Origin of the sequence: Phenylobacterium haematophilum (genome assembly GCF_014196295.1) — a bacterium.
Lineage (GTDB): Bacteria > Pseudomonadota > Alphaproteobacteria > Caulobacterales > Caulobacteraceae > Phenylobacterium > Phenylobacterium haematophilum.
In genome coordinates this window covers 1-15,821 of the sequence record NZ_JACIDK010000003.1, presented here as the reverse complement: position 1 = coordinate 15,821, position 15,821 = coordinate 1, and the positions used below count along the sequence as shown (strand labels likewise).

At 68.7% G+C, this 15,821-nt stretch carries 16 protein-coding genes; 13 read left to right on the top strand and 3 right to left on the bottom strand.

The window, feature by feature from the left end:
- The first annotated feature begins 436 nt into the window (after positions 1-436).
- The 5 genes from GGQ61_RS11005 to GGQ61_RS10985 all read left to right on the top strand — a co-directional run bounded on the left by GGQ61_RS11005 (position 437) and on the right by GGQ61_RS10985 (position 5,918).
- Positions 437-1,465, top strand: a complete 1,029-nt coding sequence (locus GGQ61_RS11005; RefSeq protein WP_183772546.1) for an SAM-dependent methyltransferase — start codon at positions 437-439, stop codon at positions 1,463-1,465.
- Positions 1,462-1,875, top strand: a complete 414-nt coding sequence (locus tag GGQ61_RS11000; RefSeq protein ID WP_183772544.1) for a DUF2177 family protein — start codon at positions 1,462-1,464, stop codon at positions 1,873-1,875. Before GGQ61_RS11005 ends, GGQ61_RS11000 begins: the two co-directional genes overlap by 4 nt.
- 190 nt (positions 1,876-2,065) lie before the next feature.
- The gene (locus tag GGQ61_RS10995) at positions 2,066-3,649 is read left to right on the top strand and encodes an AMP-binding protein (protein ID WP_246370789.1); all 1,584 of its coding nucleotides are present in this window, start codon (positions 2,066-2,068) and stop codon (positions 3,647-3,649) included.
- Positions 3,650-3,728: 79 nt separating this feature from the next.
- Positions 3,729-4,517, top strand: coding sequence for a nucleotidyltransferase domain-containing protein (locus GGQ61_RS10990; RefSeq protein ID WP_183772542.1), 789 nt, complete (start codon positions 3,729-3,731; stop codon positions 4,515-4,517).
- Positions 4,518-4,754: 237 nt separating this feature from the next.
- Positions 4,755-5,918 (top strand): DegT/DnrJ/EryC1/StrS family aminotransferase, encoded by a 1,164-nt coding sequence (locus tag GGQ61_RS10985; protein WP_183772540.1) that lies wholly within the window; start codon positions 4,755-4,757, stop codon positions 5,916-5,918.
- 357 nt (positions 5,919-6,275) lie between these two features.
- On the opposite strand, the gene GGQ61_RS10980 is transcribed toward GGQ61_RS10985, so the two are convergent.
- Positions 6,276-8,000: a bifunctional helix-turn-helix transcriptional regulator/alpha/beta hydrolase gene (locus GGQ61_RS10980; protein ID WP_183772538.1), complete on the bottom strand. Its 1,725-nt coding sequence runs from the start codon at positions 7,998-8,000 to the stop codon at positions 6,276-6,278.
- Positions 8,001-8,212: 212 nt separating this feature from the next.
- Here GGQ61_RS10980 and GGQ61_RS10975 point away from each other — a divergent pair, with 212 nt between their 5' ends.
- The 5 genes from GGQ61_RS10975 (at position 8,213) to GGQ61_RS10955 (ending at position 12,148) form a co-directional block, all read left to right on the top strand.
- Positions 8,213-9,178, top strand: coding sequence for a quinone oxidoreductase family protein (locus GGQ61_RS10975; RefSeq protein ID WP_183772536.1), 966 nt, complete (start codon positions 8,213-8,215; stop codon positions 9,176-9,178).
- 159 nt (positions 9,179-9,337) lie between these two features.
- Positions 9,338-10,171, top strand: coding sequence for an alpha/beta fold hydrolase (locus GGQ61_RS10970; protein ID WP_183772534.1), 834 nt, complete (start codon positions 9,338-9,340; stop codon positions 10,169-10,171).
- Positions 10,172-10,194: 23 nt separating this feature from the next.
- The gene (locus tag GGQ61_RS10965; protein ID WP_183772532.1) at positions 10,195-10,980 is read left to right on the top strand and encodes an SDR family NAD(P)-dependent oxidoreductase; all 786 of its coding nucleotides are present in this window, start codon (positions 10,195-10,197) and stop codon (positions 10,978-10,980) included.
- On the top strand, positions 10,977-11,564 hold the full coding sequence (locus tag GGQ61_RS10960; protein WP_183772530.1) for a histidine phosphatase family protein: 588 nt from the start codon (positions 10,977-10,979) through the stop codon (positions 11,562-11,564). Before GGQ61_RS10965 ends, GGQ61_RS10960 begins: the two co-directional genes overlap by 4 nt.
- A complete protein-coding gene (locus GGQ61_RS10955) occupies positions 11,561-12,148 on the top strand; it encodes a histidine phosphatase family protein (protein ID WP_183772528.1) in 588 nt (195 codons plus the stop codon). The genes GGQ61_RS10960 and GGQ61_RS10955 overlap by 4 nt, the downstream gene beginning before the upstream one ends.
- On the opposite strand, the gene GGQ61_RS10950 is transcribed toward GGQ61_RS10955, so the two are convergent.
- On the bottom strand, positions 12,102-12,323 hold the full coding sequence (locus GGQ61_RS10950; RefSeq protein ID WP_183772526.1) for a hypothetical protein: 222 nt from the start codon (positions 12,321-12,323) through the stop codon (positions 12,102-12,104). The two genes, GGQ61_RS10955 and GGQ61_RS10950, sit on opposite strands and share 47 nt — an antisense overlap.
- Before the next feature lie 118 nt (positions 12,324-12,441).
- Between GGQ61_RS10950 and GGQ61_RS10945 the strand changes: the two genes are divergently transcribed.
- Positions 12,442-13,185 (top strand): YebC/PmpR family DNA-binding transcriptional regulator, encoded by a 744-nt coding sequence (locus GGQ61_RS10945; RefSeq protein ID WP_183772524.1) that lies wholly within the window; start codon positions 12,442-12,444, stop codon positions 13,183-13,185.
- A gap of 26 nt (positions 13,186-13,211) precedes the next feature.
- Here GGQ61_RS10945 and GGQ61_RS10940 read toward each other — a convergent pair whose 3' ends face one another.
- Positions 13,212-13,394, bottom strand: a complete 183-nt coding sequence (locus tag GGQ61_RS10940) for a hypothetical protein (RefSeq protein WP_183772522.1) — start codon at positions 13,392-13,394, stop codon at positions 13,212-13,214.
- 123 nt (positions 13,395-13,517) lie between these two features.
- On the opposite strand from GGQ61_RS10940, the gene GGQ61_RS10935 reads away from it, so the two are divergent.
- Both GGQ61_RS10935 and GGQ61_RS10930 read left to right on the top strand, forming a co-directional pair.
- Positions 13,518-14,207 carry an MgtC/SapB family protein gene (locus tag GGQ61_RS10935; protein ID WP_183772520.1) on the top strand — a complete coding sequence of 230 codons (690 nt, stop codon included), beginning with the start codon at positions 13,518-13,520 and terminating at the stop codon, positions 14,205-14,207.
- Between the two features lie 83 nt (positions 14,208-14,290).
- A complete protein-coding gene (locus GGQ61_RS10930; RefSeq protein WP_183772518.1) occupies positions 14,291-15,730 on the top strand; it encodes an aminotransferase class V-fold PLP-dependent enzyme in 1,440 nt (479 codons plus the stop codon).
- Positions 15,731-15,821: the final 91 nt, after the last annotated feature.

Here is a 15,821-nt window from a genome sequence, read left to right as displayed (position 1 = left end):
GAAGTGTGCGAAGCATTCTGACGCGCACGCCGGCTGCGCGCCAGACTTGTTTTGACGTTATCGCAGATTTTGCGGGTTGTGTGACAAGGCCGCTTCTAGCAGTCGGTGTGCGCGCCGACGGTCACGAGTCGCGGCGGCGGCGCGGGCCGGCGGCGCAACGGTTCCCCCGTCGCCCACAACCACAAGGCTTCCCAGCGGATCGCCCACATCACGCCCATGCCCTTCAGCGGATGGGCGGCCGACAGTCCGCGACGTCCCAGCCGATTACGGCGACTTTCAATGGCGGCTCCCAAGTCACGCCGTGCTCTCCACGCTCGCGCCGTCGGGCGGACGGTTCGGAAATTTGCGACCGCCCGCCGCGCTCGGATGCGGTCGCAACATCCAACACCAGGTCTGCGTCGTATTACCTGAAGTGCGTAATCAACCGGAGACGCCCATGCGGCTGCTCGCTTCGACGATCCACGCCTTCGAAGGCGCCCCGTTGCCCGATGCCGCACGACGTGCGGCCATCGGTCTGCTGGTCGCCGGCGCTAGGCGCAACCTTGCCGCCGGTCCGGCGCAGAGCGCCGCCGACTTCGCCCGTGAGATGGCCGCCCGCCCCATCGCCGAGCACGTCCAGGCCGCCAACGCCCAGCACTACGAACTCCCTGCCGCCTTCTTCCAGGCCGTGCTCGGTCCGCAGCTCAAGTACTCGTCCGGCTACTATCCGCCCGGCGTGACCACCCTGGCCCAGGCCGAGGAGGCGGCGCTCTCCGAGACCGCAGCCCACGCCGGGCTGCGGGACGGCCAGACGATCCTCGAACTCGGCTGCGGCTGGGGGTCGCTGTCGTTGTGGATGGCCCGCGCCCTGCCCGCTGCGCGCATCGTCGCTGTCTCCAACTCCGCCAGTCAGGGCGCCTTCATCCGCGCCCGCGCCGCCGAACGGGGCCTCACCAACCTGTCGGTGATCACCGCCGACATGAACGAATTCTCCCCGCCGCAGACGGACTTCGACCGCATCGTCTCGGTGGAGATGTTCGAGCACATGGCCAACTGGCGCGCCCTGCTCGGCCGCGCGCGGACCTGGCTGAAGCCGGACGGCCGCCTGTTCCTGCATGTCTTCACCCATCGCACGACGCCCTATCGATTCGACGTCGACGACGAGGCCGACTGGATCGCCCGGCATTTCTTCACCGGCGGGGTCATGCCCAGCCACGACCTGGCCCGCCAGTTTCCCGACGTCTTCCGGGTGGAGGCCGACTGGCGTTGGAACGGGACGCATTACGCCCGCACCGCTCGCGATTGGCTGGCCAACTACGACAGCAGGCGAGAGGTCATCCGTCCGCTGCTGGTCCAGACCTATGGCGACGACGCCGTACTCTGGAGTCGACGCTGGCGACTGTTCTTCCTGGCGACCGCCGGCCTGTTCGGCCACCGCGCGGGGACCGAGTGGGGCGTCAGCCACTATCTGATGGCGCCGGCATGATCCCCCTCCTCTCCGCCTATCTCGCCGCCGGGGCCGCGTTCGCGGTCGTAGACGCGATCTGGCTGACGCAGGTCGGCCCGCGCCTCTACCGCCCGGCCCTCGACGCGGTGCTCGCCGAGCGCTTCGACCTGACCGCCGCGATCGTCTTCTATCTGGTGTACATCGCCGGCGTCGTCGCCCTGGCCGTGCTGCCGGCGGCGCGGGAAGGGGCGGGCCTGTCGCGGGCCGCGCTGAACGGTGCGATGCTGGGCTTCGTCGCCTACGCGACCTATGATCTCACCAACCAGGCGACGCTGAAGGTCTGGTCGTGGAAGATCACGCTGGCGGACATCGCCTGGGGCACGTTCCTCACCGCGTGCGCGGCCGCCGCGGGCTATGCCGCCTGGCGCTGGGCGAGCGCTCGCGGCTGATCCGATCCATGTTCGGATTTCGCGCGCCGTTGTCGGCGGCGTCGAGCCGTGTGATTGTAGGTTTCCGAAACGGAAGCGGCCCATCCCGCAACGCATATTTCGCGTGGCGGCCGCCGGGGAAACGCCGTCTCGGATCATAGAAAAGATCGCTGCGCGGACCTCACCGGCCGTCGGCGACGGGAGGAATTTGATGGAAGATTTGAAAGAGCGCATGAGCCTGGAAGACGCCCTGAACGCGGCGGCGGCGACCGGCATGACCACCGCCGTCTGGGCTGGGCTGAAGCCGGACAAGGTCGCCGTCGTCAATCCCGACGGCAGCTCGCGGACCTTCGCCCAGGTGAACGCGGCGGCGAACAAACTGACCCGCCTCTTCCGTCAGCACGGCCTGAAGGCCGGCGACGCTCTGGCCATCGTCTGCTCCAACCGCGCCGAGTTCATCGAGGTCCAGGCTGCGACCCTGCGCTCGGGCCTGCGCATCACGCCGGTCAACTGGCACCTGACCACCGACGAGATCGCCTACATCATCAACGACTGCGAAGCGAAGGTGCTGGTCGGCGAAGCGCGCGTCGCGTCGGTCGGCCCGGCCGCCGAGCAGTGCCCGAACGTGGTCCTCAAGCTGGCGGTCGGCGGCGATATCCCCGGCTTCCAGAGCTATGACGAGGCGCTCGCCCCGCTGGACGGTTCGGACATCGACGATCCGGTGCTCGGCAATCAGATGATGTACACCTCGGGCACCACCGGCCGTCCGAAGGGCGTGTTCCGCGAGGCCCCGACCATCACGCCGCAGGCGATGTACGGCATGCGCGGCTACGACGACGATTCCGTCCAACTCTGCGCCGGCCCGGCCTATCACGCCGCCCCGCTCGCCTTCGACATTCGCGCGGCCATGGGCGCCGGCGCCCCGCTCCACTTCATCGACAAGTGGGACTCCGAACTGGTTCTGCGCACCATCTCGGAACAGAAGATCACCCACCTGCACCTGGTGCCGATCATGTTCCAGCGCCTGCTGGCGCTGCCGGACGAGGTCAAGGCCCGCTATCCCGTCGACCACGTGAAATACATCGTTCACGGCGCGGCCCCCTGCCCGCCCGAGGTCAAGCACGCCATGATCGAGTGGTTCGGCCCGGTGCTCAGCGAGTATTACGCCGGCTCGGAAGGCGGCGCCGGTTTCACCATCTCGTCCGAGGAATGGCTGAAGAAGCCGGGCAGCGTCGGCAAGCGTCCGGCCCTGCTGCAGGTGCGGATCCTCGACGAGGAAGGCAACGAGTGCCCGCCCGGCGTGCCCGGCGGCATCTATCACCAGCTGCCGCCCGGCGGCGGGTTCCAGTACTACAAGGACCCGGGCAAGACCGCCGCCAACCGCGTCGGCGACTTCTTCACCATGGGCGACGTCGGCTACTTCGACGAGGACGACTACCTGTTCCTCACCGGCCGCAACGCCGAGACCATCATCTCCGGCGGCGTGAACATCTACCCGCAGGAAGTCGACAATGAGCTCATCAAGCATGACGCCGTCGCCGACAGCGCCACGGTCGGCGTGCCGCACGACGAATGGGGCGAGCAGGTCAAGGCGGTGATCCTGCTGAACCCGGGCTACCAGCCCTCCGAGGAACTGGCCCAGGAGATCCTGGACTTCGGCCGCAAGGCCCTGCCGGCCTTCAAGGTCCCGCGCAGCCTCGACTTCGTCACGGAACTGCCGCGCTCCGAAGCCGGCAAGATCCAGCGCAACAAGGTCCGCGCCCCCTATTGGGAAGGCCGCACGCGCCAGATCTGAGCCCAATGCTCACGGACGGGCGGTGGTAAAATCGTTTCCCGCCGCCCGCGCCCGGCCGCAGCCTCGCAGCCTCGCAGCCATGACTGAAGACCAGCAGACGCTTCTCGACCAGATCCTCGCCGCGCTCGCCGCCGACGGCCGTGTCCGCTCGGCCTGGCTCTCGGGAAGCTTCGGCAAGGGCGCCGGCGACGCCTGGAGCGATGTCGACCTCACGGTCGTCGTCGACGGACCCGACCTCGCCGCCTGCCTGCGCGATTGCGCCGCCGGCGCGCTGGGCCTCCCCGCCACGGTGTTCTCGCACCTCGTTCACGGCCGTATCTTCTCGGGCGTCACGCCCGGCTGGAGCCGCTTCGACCTCGCCTTCCTGACCCCGGCCGAGTTCTCCGGCCAAGACGGCGCGGGTCTGCGCCGCCTGCTCGGCGAGACCGCCGCGCCGCCGCCACGTCCCGCCGCCCCTGATTCAGACGCCGCCGACCGCATATCGCGTCTCGCCCACGAGTTCCTGCGGGTCCTCGGCCTTTCGCCTGCCTGTCTCGGGCGCGAAGAATGGCTGGTCGGCCAGCAGGGGGTCGAACTCCTACGTGGCATGCTGGTCGAGCTGATGCTGGAGGCGAACGGCGTCCCCCGTTCGGCCCGCGGCGCCAAGCGCCTGAACGACTTTCTGCACCCCGCGCAACGCGCCGCCCTCGAGGCTCTACCCGTCCCCGCCGCCGAGCGCGCGGCGCTGGCGGCGGCCCAGGGCGAGATCGCGCGCCTGTTCCTCGCCGAAGCGCGGCCGTTGGCGCAGCGCCTGGGCGTCGCCTGGCCCGAAGCCTTCGAAGCGGCCACCCGCGACCATCTGCGCCGAGAGCTCGGCCTCGCGATCTAGCCTGCGTGCGCCCCAACCCGACGCTGAGCAAAGGGGCCGGGACGGACGGATCGCCGCCTGAGCGCCGGCGGTCCTCAAGCTCCTTCTCTTCTCGGCGAACAGCCGGCTGCCGGCGGCGTCGGGGTACGCCACGGGGCCATTTCGTTTCAGGCGAAACGTTCCGAAAACAAGCGTGTTTGGCCTAGACTCCCGACGCGTGCCATGTAGCGCGCCGCTTCGTTACGCGAGATCTCGCCCATGCCGATCCCCTTCATCGACCTGCAAGCTCAACGCGCGCGCCTCGGTCAGCCGCTCGAGGATGCGATCCTCAAGGTCGTGCGATCGGGGGCCTACATCATGGGGCCGGAGATCGCGCAGTTCGAGAAGAAGCTCGGCGCCTTCGGCGACGCGCCCTACGTGCTCTCCTGCGGCTCGGGCACCGAGGCGCTGCAGCTGCCGCTGATGGCATGGGGCGTCGGTCCCGGCGATGCGGTGTTCTGCCCGTCTTTCACGTTCGCCGCCACGGCCGAGGTCATGCCCCTGGTCGGCGCCTCGCCCGTGTTCGTCGACATCCTGGACGGGACCTACAACCTCGATCCCGTCGCGCTGGACGCCGCCATCGAGGCGGTGAAGGCCGAAGGCAAGCTGATGCCCAAGGTGGTGATCGCGGTCGATCTGTTCGGCCAGCCGGCCGACTATCCGGCCATCTCGGCGGTGGCCAGGAAGCACGGCCTGAAGCTGATCTCCGACAGCGCCCAGGGCTTCGGCTGCACCCTGAACCGCCAGCATCCGATCCACTGGGCCGATGTCACCACCACCAGCTTCTTCCCGGCCAAGCCGCTCGGCTGCTACGGCGACGGCGGGGCGGTGCTGTGCAAGGACGAACGCCTGCATGACCTGCTGGTCAGCCTGCGCGTCCACGGCCAGGCGGTGAAGTCCGACCTCGAAGGCAAGACCTTCGACCACGACCCCAAATACCTGAACCTGCGCATCGGCATGAACAGCCGCATGGACACCATCCAGGCCGCGGTGCTGCTGCAGAAGCTGACCATCTTCGCCGACGAGATCGCCGCCCGGAACCACGTCGCCGACCGCTACGCCGCCGGCCTAGGCGACGTGGTCAAGGTTCCGAAGGTGATCGATGGGGGGGTCAGCGTCTGGGCCCAGTACACCATCGAGACCGACGACCGCGACGGTCTGATCGCCCATCTGAAGGGCCAGGAAATCCCGACCGCCGTCTACTATCCGATCCCGATCCACCGCCAGGATGTCTACTCGGTCTATCCGGCCCCGGGCGGACTGCCGGTCACCGACGCCAAGTCCAAGGTGGTCATGAGCCTGCCGATGCACCCTTACCTGACGCAGGACGATCAGGACCGCGTCATCGCCGCGATCCGCGCCTACGTGAAGCGCAACGGCTGAGCCTGCGGGAGGAGACGGCGGACGCGGCCCTCTTCGGACCGTATCCGCCGCCTTGGAGGCTGGCCGACCTCCCCCGAAGCCGACCAGGGCGCGCCGGGGGGCCTAAACACCCTGACGACTTCGCTCCCGTCCACGGTCGTCGACCGTGGTCACGCCAGGGTCCGGGACGTTAGTCCCTGGCGAAGGTCGGACCCGCCGCCGAGGCTGGGTGGAGCCTGATGGCGGGCCCTCGACAACGCCGGCGCCAGACCGTCGCTGTCGGTTCTTCAATTGTTGCTAGTGGGTTGCCTGCGCAGCCTGACCCGCTGTAGGCGCAGCAAACCCTGTGTCGGCCCGGGCGCGCATGACCCAAATGCACTAGGCCTGGACGGCGGCGAGTTCGCGCATGATATCGTCCCAGTAACGCAAGATCATGAAGTGGCCGACGCCCGGCCGCACACGCACTTCGCTGGCGTGCTCGCCCAGGAACGCCAGCAGTTGCGGCAACGGCGCCAGGCGGTCCTGCTCGCCGTGCCAGACGATCAACGGCGCCTTCAACCCGCTTACGCTCATGTTGCGCCCCCGCCGGAAGGCCCGCAGTTCGTCCGCGGGCCCGCGACTGGAACGGGCAAGGGCCTCGGTCATGTAGGCCGCGACGTAGGTCGCCGCTTCCGGGTGCGCGGCCAGATAGGCCTGGTCGCCGGGCGACTGCGCGCTGGAACGCTGCATCACCCGGATCATCATCGCCGGCGACAGCCGCAGCCGCAGCACCGCCAGGAAGGTCTCCATTAACCACGGATTGGCTTCGATGCGGCTGCGCATCATGGTCAGTGGATTGCGCGTCGGCTCGGGCACGCCGCGCGGCGGGCGGCCGGAATAGATCAGCACCCGCTCCGCCCGCTCGCCCAGGGCGATGGCGGTCTGGATCGCCGACGGGGTTCCCGACAGCGCCGCGCCGATCTGCAATCGCTCCAGACCGAGTTGGTCGCACAGTTCGACCATGTCATGGGCGACGCCGTCGAAGCTGTAGTCGGGCCGCGGATCGGACTGCCCGAAGCCCGGCCGCTCGGCGCTGACGATGCGCAAGCCCAGCCGCCGCGCCAAGGCCTCGGTCTCCGGCGGCAGCAGGCTCGAGCCGAGCCCTTCGTGGAAGGTCAGCACCGCCCGGCCGGCGGGGTCGCCATATTCGCGATAGGCCAGCCGTCGGCCGTCGGCGAGGCTGACGAAGCGTAGCGGGGGCGCCTGGGCGATCGCCTCCTCCTGGGCGCGGACCGGATCGTCGGCCTCGATCAGCCCGGCCAGCGCCGAAAGCTCGGTCAGGGCCCGGATCAAATCGCTCTGCCGCTTCAGACCCATCTTGTCGAAGATCGCCCGCAGCTGGTTGCGCACGGTGTTGACGCTGACAGACAGCTCGTCGGCGGCGTCTTGCAAGGAGCGGCCGTCGCGCAGCTTGCGCGCCAGCCGAACCTCCGCCGGCGTGAGGCCGAAGCTCTCCGACAGCGAGCTCCAAAGCCGGCCCGCCTCGGCCGCGGCCGGGAACACCACCGCAAAGCTCTCGTCCTCGGCCGCCAGAGCCGGCAGATCGGTAAGGCCCGGCAGCGACCGGGCCGGGAGCACATAGGCGAAGCCCGGCCCGTCGTCGTCGCCGCGCTCCAGCTTCAGAATAATCTGGCCGCGTTGGCGGGCGCGCGCTCGGGCCAATGCGGCTGCAAGCGCCTCGGTGTTGTCGGGGTCGCGGAAAACGACAGGCTGTCCGATTTCCAACCGCGACACCGCCCCGCCTAACGCCGCCAGCACGGCGCCATTGTGGGCGATCACCTTTCCGCGCGGGTTCAGCAGCAGCCAACCGATGTCCGAGCGGCGTGTCGTCGTCGGCCCCTCGTCGGGCCGGCTCGCCAGCCGGGCGATGTCCTCGCTGAGGGCCAGGCCGCGCAGGATCTCGGGATCGGGATCGCGGCCCAGCCCGTCTTCGTCGAGCACGTCGATCAGCCGCTCCCAGGCCTCGGGATTGGCCGCCACCTGGTACATGGTCTCGATCACCAGCCGCACGGCGTCGGGCGACGGCGGATCGTTCGCGACTTCCTGACTGTCGAGCAGGGCCATTAGGTTAACGCCGCGGTCCGAACGAAGGTGTGCCGTTCTGGTACAGGAGAACGGTGTTCCGGCAAGCCCTGCAAGCGATGCACCGCCACGTGCTCGTCGCAGCCTCGTGTGAGGACGCGGATGCCCGACCGGCGGCCACGCTTTCCCTTGCGTCGCCCCTGGGTCGTGGCTAGCGTCCTCAAACAATTGTTTAAGTCATTAGGAGGAAATCCATGAAAGCGGCGGTCTATTATGAAACCGGCGGTCCCGAGGTCCTGAAGTACGAGGAAATCCCGGATCCGCAGTGCCACCCCAAAGGCGTGATCATCAAGGTCGAGGCCATCGCCATCGAAGGCGGCGACGTCCTGAGCCGCTTCGGCGGCAGACTGATGACCACCCCGCACGTGGTCGGATACCAGGCCTCCGGCGAGATCATCGAGGTCGGCTCCGAAGTCACCCATTTGAAGGTCGGCCAGAAGGTCGCCACCCTGAACAGCTGGGGCAGCCACGCGGCCCTGCGCGCTGTGCCCGCCCGCAATTGCTGGGTCGTGCCGGACGGCTACGACATGCAAAAGGCCGCCGCCATTCCGGTGACCTTCGGCACCGCCCATGACTGCCTGTTCGAGTTCGGGCGCATGAAGGCCGGCGAGACCGTCCTGATCCAGGCCGGCGCGTCCGGCGTCGGCGTCGCCGCCATCCAGCTGGCCAAGCGCGCCGGCGCGGGCCTGATCCTGGCCACCGCGTCTTCGGACGAACGCCTGGAACGCCTGAAGCCCCTCGGCCTCGATCACGGCATCAACTACGCCCGCGAGGACGTGGTGAAGGAAGTCATGCGCCTCACCGACAACAAGGGTGCGGACGTGATCGTCGACTCGGTCGGCGGCCCCACCCTGCAAGGCTCGATCAACGCCCTGGCCTATCGTGGCCGGGTCTCGATGGTCGGCGCCGCCGGCCGTGAACCGATGGTCGCGGACGTCGGCTCGATGATGGGCGGCAACCGCACGCTGTCGGGCGTGTTCCTGGGCGCCGAAATCGGCACCGATCGGGTTCACGACAACATCCAGCGCCTGATCGAGGACGCCGCCAAGGGCGAGTTGGAAGTGCTGATCGACAAGGTGTTCCCGCTGTCGGACGCCGCCGGCGCCCACGCCTACATCGAGAGCCGCGCCGCGGTCGGCCGCGTGGTGATGGTGCCGTAACGCCAACGACAAGGCGTCATCCCGGAAAGCGCGCAGCGCCTGTCCGGGACCCATTCGCACGGGCCTCTCCTGAGAGATCGAAGCGTATGGGTCCCGGCCTTCCGCTTCGCTCCAGCCGGGATGACACTTTCGGTTTCATCGTCCTCTGAAGGAGCCCCCATGCCCCGCGCGAAGAACGGTCAGGTCGAACTTGAGTACGAATCCTTCGGCGACGAAGCCGCCCCGACGATCCTGCTGATCAACGGCCTCGGCTCGCAGATGACCCGCTGGCCGGCCGACTTCTGCGGCAAACTCGCCGCCCGCGGCTATCGCGTCATCCGCATGGACAACCGCGACACAGGTCTATCCACCTGGTTCAAGCCGGGCGAGAGCTACAGCCTCTCCGACATGGCCGCCGACGCGGTCGCGGTGCTCGACGCCGCGGGCGTGGCCAAGGCGCATGTGGCCGGCGTCTCGATGGGCGGCATGATCACCCAGGCGCTGGCGATCAATCATCCGGACCGCGTGCTCTCCATCACCTCGATCATGTCGGCCACCGGAGCGCCCGGCACCCTTGACCCGACGCCGGAAGCCGGCGCGGTGCTCAACACCGCTCCGCCCGATCCCAAGGCGGACTTCGAGGCCTTCCTCGACTTCGCGGTCCGCAATGGCGAGACCATCGGCAGCCCCGGCTATCCCTGGCCGCCGGGCGCCCTTCGCGAACGGGCCGCCGCCGAATATGCGCGCGCCTTCAATCCGACCGGCTCGGCGCGCCAGATGGGCGCCATCCGCAGCGACGGCGACCGCACCGAGCGGCTTTCGAAGCTCAAGATTCCGGCCGTCGTGCTGCATGGCGCCGACGACCCGCTGGTGCGGCTGGCGGGCGGCGAGGCGACCGCCGCGGCCATCCCCGGCGCCGAGCTGCGCGTGATCCCGGGTATGGGCCACGATCTTCCGCCGGCCCTGCACGACACCTTCATCGACGCCATCCTCGCGGCCGTCGCGCGCGCCTGATCTTCAAGTACAAGGAACACCCCATGGGACGTCTCTCCGGCAAGACCGCCGTCATCACCGGCGCCGGTTCAGGCATCGGCCGCGCCGCCTCGCTGCTGTTCGCAGCCGAGGGCGCCAACCTGGTCATCGCCGACAAGACCGACGGCGCGGTCGAGACCGCCCGCCTGGTGACCGAGGCCGGCGGCAAGGCCATCGCCCTGACGGGCGACGCCGGCGACGAGGCCTTCGTCGAGAGCCTGGTGGCCAAGGCCGTGGCCGAGTTCGGGGGCCTCGACGTCGCCTGGGCCAACGCCGGCATCTCCGGCGGCTGGACCGGCTTCGACGAGCAGGACGGCGCCTTCTGGGCCGAGATCCTGCGGGTCAACCTGATCGGGGCCTTCCTGCTGGTGAAGCACGCCTCGCGGGTGATGATCCCGACCGGCAAGGGCTCGATCATCTGCACCGCCTCGGTGGCGGGCATCCGCTCGGGCGCCGGCGGCTCGCCCTACTCGGCCTCGAAGGCCGGGGTGATCAACCTCGCCCAGACCTCGGCCAACGAGTTCTACGGCACCGGCGTGCGCGTCAACGCCATCTGCCCGGGCCTGATCGAGACCGGCATGACCCAGGCGATCTTCGACGGCGCCCGCGCCCGCGGCAACGAGGACAAGATCGGCCAGCTCAACCCGATGACCCGCGGCGGCGTCCCCATCGAGATCGCCAACGCGGCCCTGTTCCTGGCCTCGGACGAAAGCTCCTACGTCAACGGCCAGGCGATCGTCGTCGACGGCGGACTGTCTTCCTCGCATCCGGTCGTGCGTCGAAAAAAATGATCTACCTGCTGCGTCACGGCCAGACCGACTACAACCGCGACGGCCGTCTCCAGGGCCAGACCGACTCCCAGCTGACCTCGCTCGGCATGGCTCAGGTCCAGGCCATGGCCAACGTGCTCGCCGACCAGATCGGCGACCTGGAGGGCTGGCGCATCCTCGCCAGCCCTCTGCGCCGCACCCGCCAGTCGGCCGCTATCGTCTCGCGCACGCTGCGCCTGCCGGTAGAGATCGATCCGGCCCTGATCGAGGTCGGATGCGGTTCGTGGGAGAACCGGATGTACGCCGACCTGCGGGTCGAGCACCCCGAGACTTTCGCCAGCCGGGAATGGGTTTTCGGCAGCCCGGACGGCGAGCGGTTCGAGGACGTAGACGCCCGGGTTCGCCCCTGGCTCGCCAACCTGCCGCCGGAGCCTGAGCGCAAGATCATCGCCGTCAGCCACGGCATCGCCGGGGTGCTGATGCGCGGCGCCTATCAGGGCCTCTCGCGCGAGGCGACGATGGAACAGGACACGCCCCAGGACGCGCTCTTCCGCCTCTGGGGCGGCAAGGTCGAACGCCTTGCCTGCGTTCCGGTCGCCGCGTGATCTACCTGGTCCGCCACGGCCAAACGGTATTCAACGCCGAGCGGCGTCAGCAGGGCCATCTGGACTCCCCGCTGACGGCGCTAGGCCGCGCGCAAGGCGCGGCTATCGGCCGGTTGCTGCAGGGGCTGATCGAAAAACCTGACGATTGGCGGCTCATTTCCAGCCCGCTCGGCCGCGCCCAGGACACCGCCGGCCTCATCGGCCAGGCCCTCGGCCTGCCCGTCGAGACCGACCGCCGGGTGATCGAGGTGTCGTTCGGGCAGTGGGACGGACGGCTGCGCGACGAGCTCGCCGCCGAGCACCCGGACACCTTCGGCCGCGGCGACTGGCAGTTTGCGGCGCCCGGCGGAGAGAGCTTCGAGAGCGTCGAGACTCGCGTCGGCGACTGGCTGGCCAGCCTGCCGCCGGAGCCCGAGCGCAAGGTGATCGTGGTCAGCCACGGCGGCTCGGGCCGCGTCGTCCGCGGCGCCTATCTCGGCCTGTCTCGCGCCGAGACCTGGGCGCAGGACGTGCCTCAGGACGCCGTCTTCCGGCTGGCTAGTGGATCAGTCGAGAGAATTGATTGCGAAGTCGCGGTTCAATAGTCGTCCGTCGACTCAGCACGACCAATCCCAAGGCCGCGACGGCGCCGAGCAGGAAGGCTCCCGCCACGGCGCCCGACAGCGCCGCCGCCCCCACCTGCATCGGCGGGCGGTCCATCCAGCGCACGAGGGATCCGGTCGGTTCTTCGTCAAGCACGTCGTCGAAGTAGTCGGTCATCGGCTAGGCTCCGGTGTCTGCGCAGGCCTAACCCCTGTGCGGCAAGCAGGTTCCGGCCCCGCTGGCGTTCAAACGCCTCTGAGGTTAGAAGCCGCCCACTGACTTTTCAGAGAGACACATGGCCGGACATTCCAAGTTCAAGAACATCATGCACCGCAAAGGCCGCGCCGACGCGGCCCGGTCCAAGCTGTTCTCCAAGCTGTCGCGTGAAATCACCGTCGCGGCCAAGTCGGGCATGCCCGACCCGGCCATGAACCCCCGCCTGCGCTTGGCCGTGACCAACGCGCGCGCCGAATCGATGCCCAAGGACAACATCGAGCGAGCGATCAAGAAAGGCGCCGGCGGCGACGGCGAGAACTACGAGGAAGTGCGCTACGAAGGCTTCGGCCCGGGCGGCGTCAACATCATCGTCGAAGGCCTGACCGACAACCGCAACAGGGCGGCCTCGAACATCCGCTCGATCTTCTCGAAGAACGGCGGCAACCTCGGCGCCTCGGGTTCGGTGACATTCCAGTTCGACCGCCTGGGCGAGCTGACCTATCCGGCCAGCGTCGGCTCGGAAGACAAGGTCATGGAAGCGGCCATCGAGGCCGGGGCTCAGGACGTCGAGTCCGACGAAGAGAGCCACGTAGTCTACACCGCCTTCGAGGGCTTCGCCGAAGTCGCAGCGGCGCTGGAAGCGGTGCTCGGCGAAGCCAAGTCCAGCAAGATCGTCTGGCGGCCGAAAAACTACGTCAACGTGGACGCCGAGTCGGTCCCCACCCTGCTCAAGCTGATCGACGCCCTGGACGACGACGACGACGTCCAGAACGTCTACGGCGACTACGACATCTCCGACGAGGACATGGAGAAGTTCGGCTAGGCCAAACCTCTCCGCCGCGGACGGCTCTAGTTGTCCGCGGCCTTGCTCACCACCACGCCGACGCCCGCCCCGACGGCCGCGCCCACGGGCCCGCCGACGATAAGTCCGGCGGCCGCCCCGGTAGCGGCCCGCTGCTCGACGTTGTGCCCGCAGGCTGCGAGCCCGAGCGCCGCGCCGGCGGCGGCCAAGGTCAGAATGATTTTGCGCACGATGTTCGCCCCGTTGATGCGCCGAAGCGCTGCCCTATGGCCCTCTTCCATAAGAAGAAATGGGCTACTTTGCGGCGCCCGCCGACTGCGGAAGCTTAAGCGGAGCTTGCGCGTTCATACGTCATGGATTTCTGGCGGCACGACTACGTCATCCCCATCCTCGCGGCGATCGCAGCCGGCGGTCTGATCGGCTGGGAGCGCGAGTTCCGCGGCCGCGCGGCGGGCATCCGCACGCATATTCTCGTCTGCCTCGCCTCGACTCTGCTGATGCTCGCCGCGGTCTATCAGGTCGAGTGGATGCACGAGACGCCCCACGACGTGATCCGCATCGACCCGGTGCGCATGGCGCACGGAGTGCTCACCGGCATCGGCTTCCTCTGCGCGGGGGTGATTTTCCGCGAGGGCTTTTCCATCCGCGGCCTGACCACCGCCGCGTCGCTGTGGATCACCTGCGCCCTCGGCCTCCTCTATGGAGCCGGCCTGAACGGCCTGGCGATCTCCGGCACGGTCGCCACGCTGCTGGTCCTGGCCGGACTGCGGCTCCTGGGAACCCGCTTGCCGCGGTTGCACCATGCTGACGTCGTCATCCGTTACGCGCGCGCCCAGGCCCCCACCGAGGCCGAATTCCTGGCCGTCTTCGCCGCCTACGGCATGAAGCCCGACGTCGTCGTGCACCGTCTTCTGGACGCCGATCAGGGCGTCGAACTCGCTTCGACGCTTCGCGGGAAGACCCTGGAGAGCGACAGGATCACGCAGGCGCTGCTGGCAGATCCACGCGTCCTGGCCTTCGAATTGGCTCCCCGACACGAATAGCCGAGCCTTTGCGGGATTCACCCGATGGCCGAAACTCCCACGACAAGCTGCGCATTGTCCTTTCAGGAGTTCCGGAGGGCTGCATGCGACAGGCCGGCGAAGCGCCGAAACTGAACCGCCGCCATTTGCTGGCCATCGGCCTCGTCGCCGCCCCGGTCGCCGGAGCCGCGAGCGAAGCCGCGGCCTGGCCCACGCGCAAGCCCAAGACCCCGCCGCCGCCCGCGCCGGCGCCGGCCGCCGCGCCCGCGACCGAGGCTCCGTCCGCCGAGTTCGACGATGAGCCGCCGCTGCCGCAGGCCGCTCCCCCGCAGCCGGGGTCGCGCCCGCCCCCAGACTGGGGCCGCCTGCGCGCGCAGTGGGACCTCGACTGGAGCGACGTCGACCTCTCGGCGATGCTGTTCGCCGCCAATCCGCGGCCCGTGCGCGAGGCGATCACCCGCCACCGAATGGCGCTCGACCGAAATCCGATCACCTACCTCGAGCAAAACAACAAGCGCGGCCAGAACCTCTCTCGCGCCGCCGCCGGCGCCTACTTCGGCGTGCCGAGGGACCACGTCGCCCTGTGCGAGAGCACCACCGCCGGGATCGGCCTGCTCTACGGCAGCCTGACGCTGCGCTACGGTCAGGAAGTGCTCACCAGCGTCCACGACTACTATGTCACCCACGAATCCTTGCGCCTCTCGTCTCTCCGCAACGGCTTTTCCGTCCGCAAGATCACCCTGCACGACGGAGCCGAAACGGCCTCGACGCTCGACATCGTCTCGCGCATCACCCGCGCGATCACCCCGGCGACCCGGGTGCTCGCCCTGACCTGGGTGCACTCTTCCACCGGTCTCAAGCTGCCGATCCGCGCCATCGCCGACGCGTTGAAGCCGATCAACGCCGGCCGCCCGCCCGCCGACCAGATCATCTTCTGCGTCGATGGCGTGCACGGGTTCGGCGTCGAGAACGCCACCCTGCCCGAACTCGGCTGCGACGTACTGGTCGCCGGCTGCCACAAGTGGCTGTTCGGTCCCCGCGGGACCGGCGTCGTATTCTTCTCGCCCCAGGCCCTGCAGAAGCTTTCGCCGGTGATCCCCAGCTTCCTGGCGTCCAACGCCTACTCCGCCTGGATCGGGGGCTACGATCCGGGGCCGGCCACGGCCGCGCGCATGACGCCAGGCGGCTTCAAGGCCTTCGAGCATGTCTGGGCCCTGGCCGACGCCTTCCAGTTCCACCAGTCGATCGGCAAGGAGCACGTGGCCAAGCGCACCCAGGATCTGGCCGGTCAATTGAAGAGCGGTCTGGCGGCGATGCCTCACGTGCGGGTCCGGACCCCGATCAGCCCGACGATGTCGGCCGGGATCGTCAGCTTCGACGTCGCCGGCATGTCGGCCCGGGGCGTCGTCTCGCGGCTGCGGCAATGGCGAATCATCGGTTCGGCCGCGCCCTACGGCGTCTCCCACGCGCGGTTGACGCCCAGCATCCGCAATACGCCCGATGACGTCGCCTTCGCCCTCAAGGCCATCGCCGCCCTAGGCTAGGCGATATCGACATTCAGGATTCTCACGATGTGAGATGTCTGATTCATAGGGCTCGGTTCGATGGACGGAGCCCTATTGATGTCGGTGAAGC

Bases quoted from the DNA above. Each gene is read 5' to 3' on its own strand.
- GGQ61_RS11005 (WP_183772546.1), top strand. From the start codon at position 437: ATGCGGCTGCTCGCTTCGACGATCCACGCCTTCGAAGGCGCCCCGTTG.
- GGQ61_RS11000 (WP_183772544.1), top strand. From the start codon at position 1,462: ATGATCCCCCTCCTCTCCGCCTATCTCGCCGCCGGGGCCGCGTTCGCG.
- GGQ61_RS10995 (WP_246370789.1), top strand. From the start codon at position 2,066: ATGGAAGATTTGAAAGAGCGCATGAGCCTGGAAGACGCCCTGAACGCG.
- GGQ61_RS10990 (WP_183772542.1), top strand. From the start codon at position 3,729: ATGACTGAAGACCAGCAGACGCTTCTCGACCAGATCCTCGCCGCGCTC.
- GGQ61_RS10985 (WP_183772540.1), top strand. From the start codon at position 4,755: ATGCCGATCCCCTTCATCGACCTGCAAGCTCAACGCGCGCGCCTCGGT.
- GGQ61_RS10980 (WP_183772538.1), bottom strand. From the start codon at position 8,000: ATGGCCCTGCTCGACAGTCAGGAAGTCGCGAACGATCCGCCGTCGCCC.
- GGQ61_RS10975 (WP_183772536.1), top strand. From the start codon at position 8,213: ATGAAAGCGGCGGTCTATTATGAAACCGGCGGTCCCGAGGTCCTGAAG.
- GGQ61_RS10970 (WP_183772534.1), top strand. From the start codon at position 9,338: ATGCCCCGCGCGAAGAACGGTCAGGTCGAACTTGAGTACGAATCCTTC.
- GGQ61_RS10965 (WP_183772532.1), top strand. From the start codon at position 10,195: ATGGGACGTCTCTCCGGCAAGACCGCCGTCATCACCGGCGCCGGTTCA.
- GGQ61_RS10960 (WP_183772530.1), top strand. From the start codon at position 10,977: ATGATCTACCTGCTGCGTCACGGCCAGACCGACTACAACCGCGACGGC.
- GGQ61_RS10950 (WP_183772526.1), bottom strand. From the start codon at position 12,323: ATGACCGACTACTTCGACGACGTGCTTGACGAAGAACCGACCGGATCC.
- GGQ61_RS10945 (WP_183772524.1), top strand. From the start codon at position 12,442: ATGGCCGGACATTCCAAGTTCAAGAACATCATGCACCGCAAAGGCCGC.
- GGQ61_RS10935 (WP_183772520.1), top strand. From the start codon at position 13,518: ATGGATTTCTGGCGGCACGACTACGTCATCCCCATCCTCGCGGCGATC.
- GGQ61_RS10930 (WP_183772518.1), top strand. From the start codon at position 14,291: ATGCGACAGGCCGGCGAAGCGCCGAAACTGAACCGCCGCCATTTGCTG.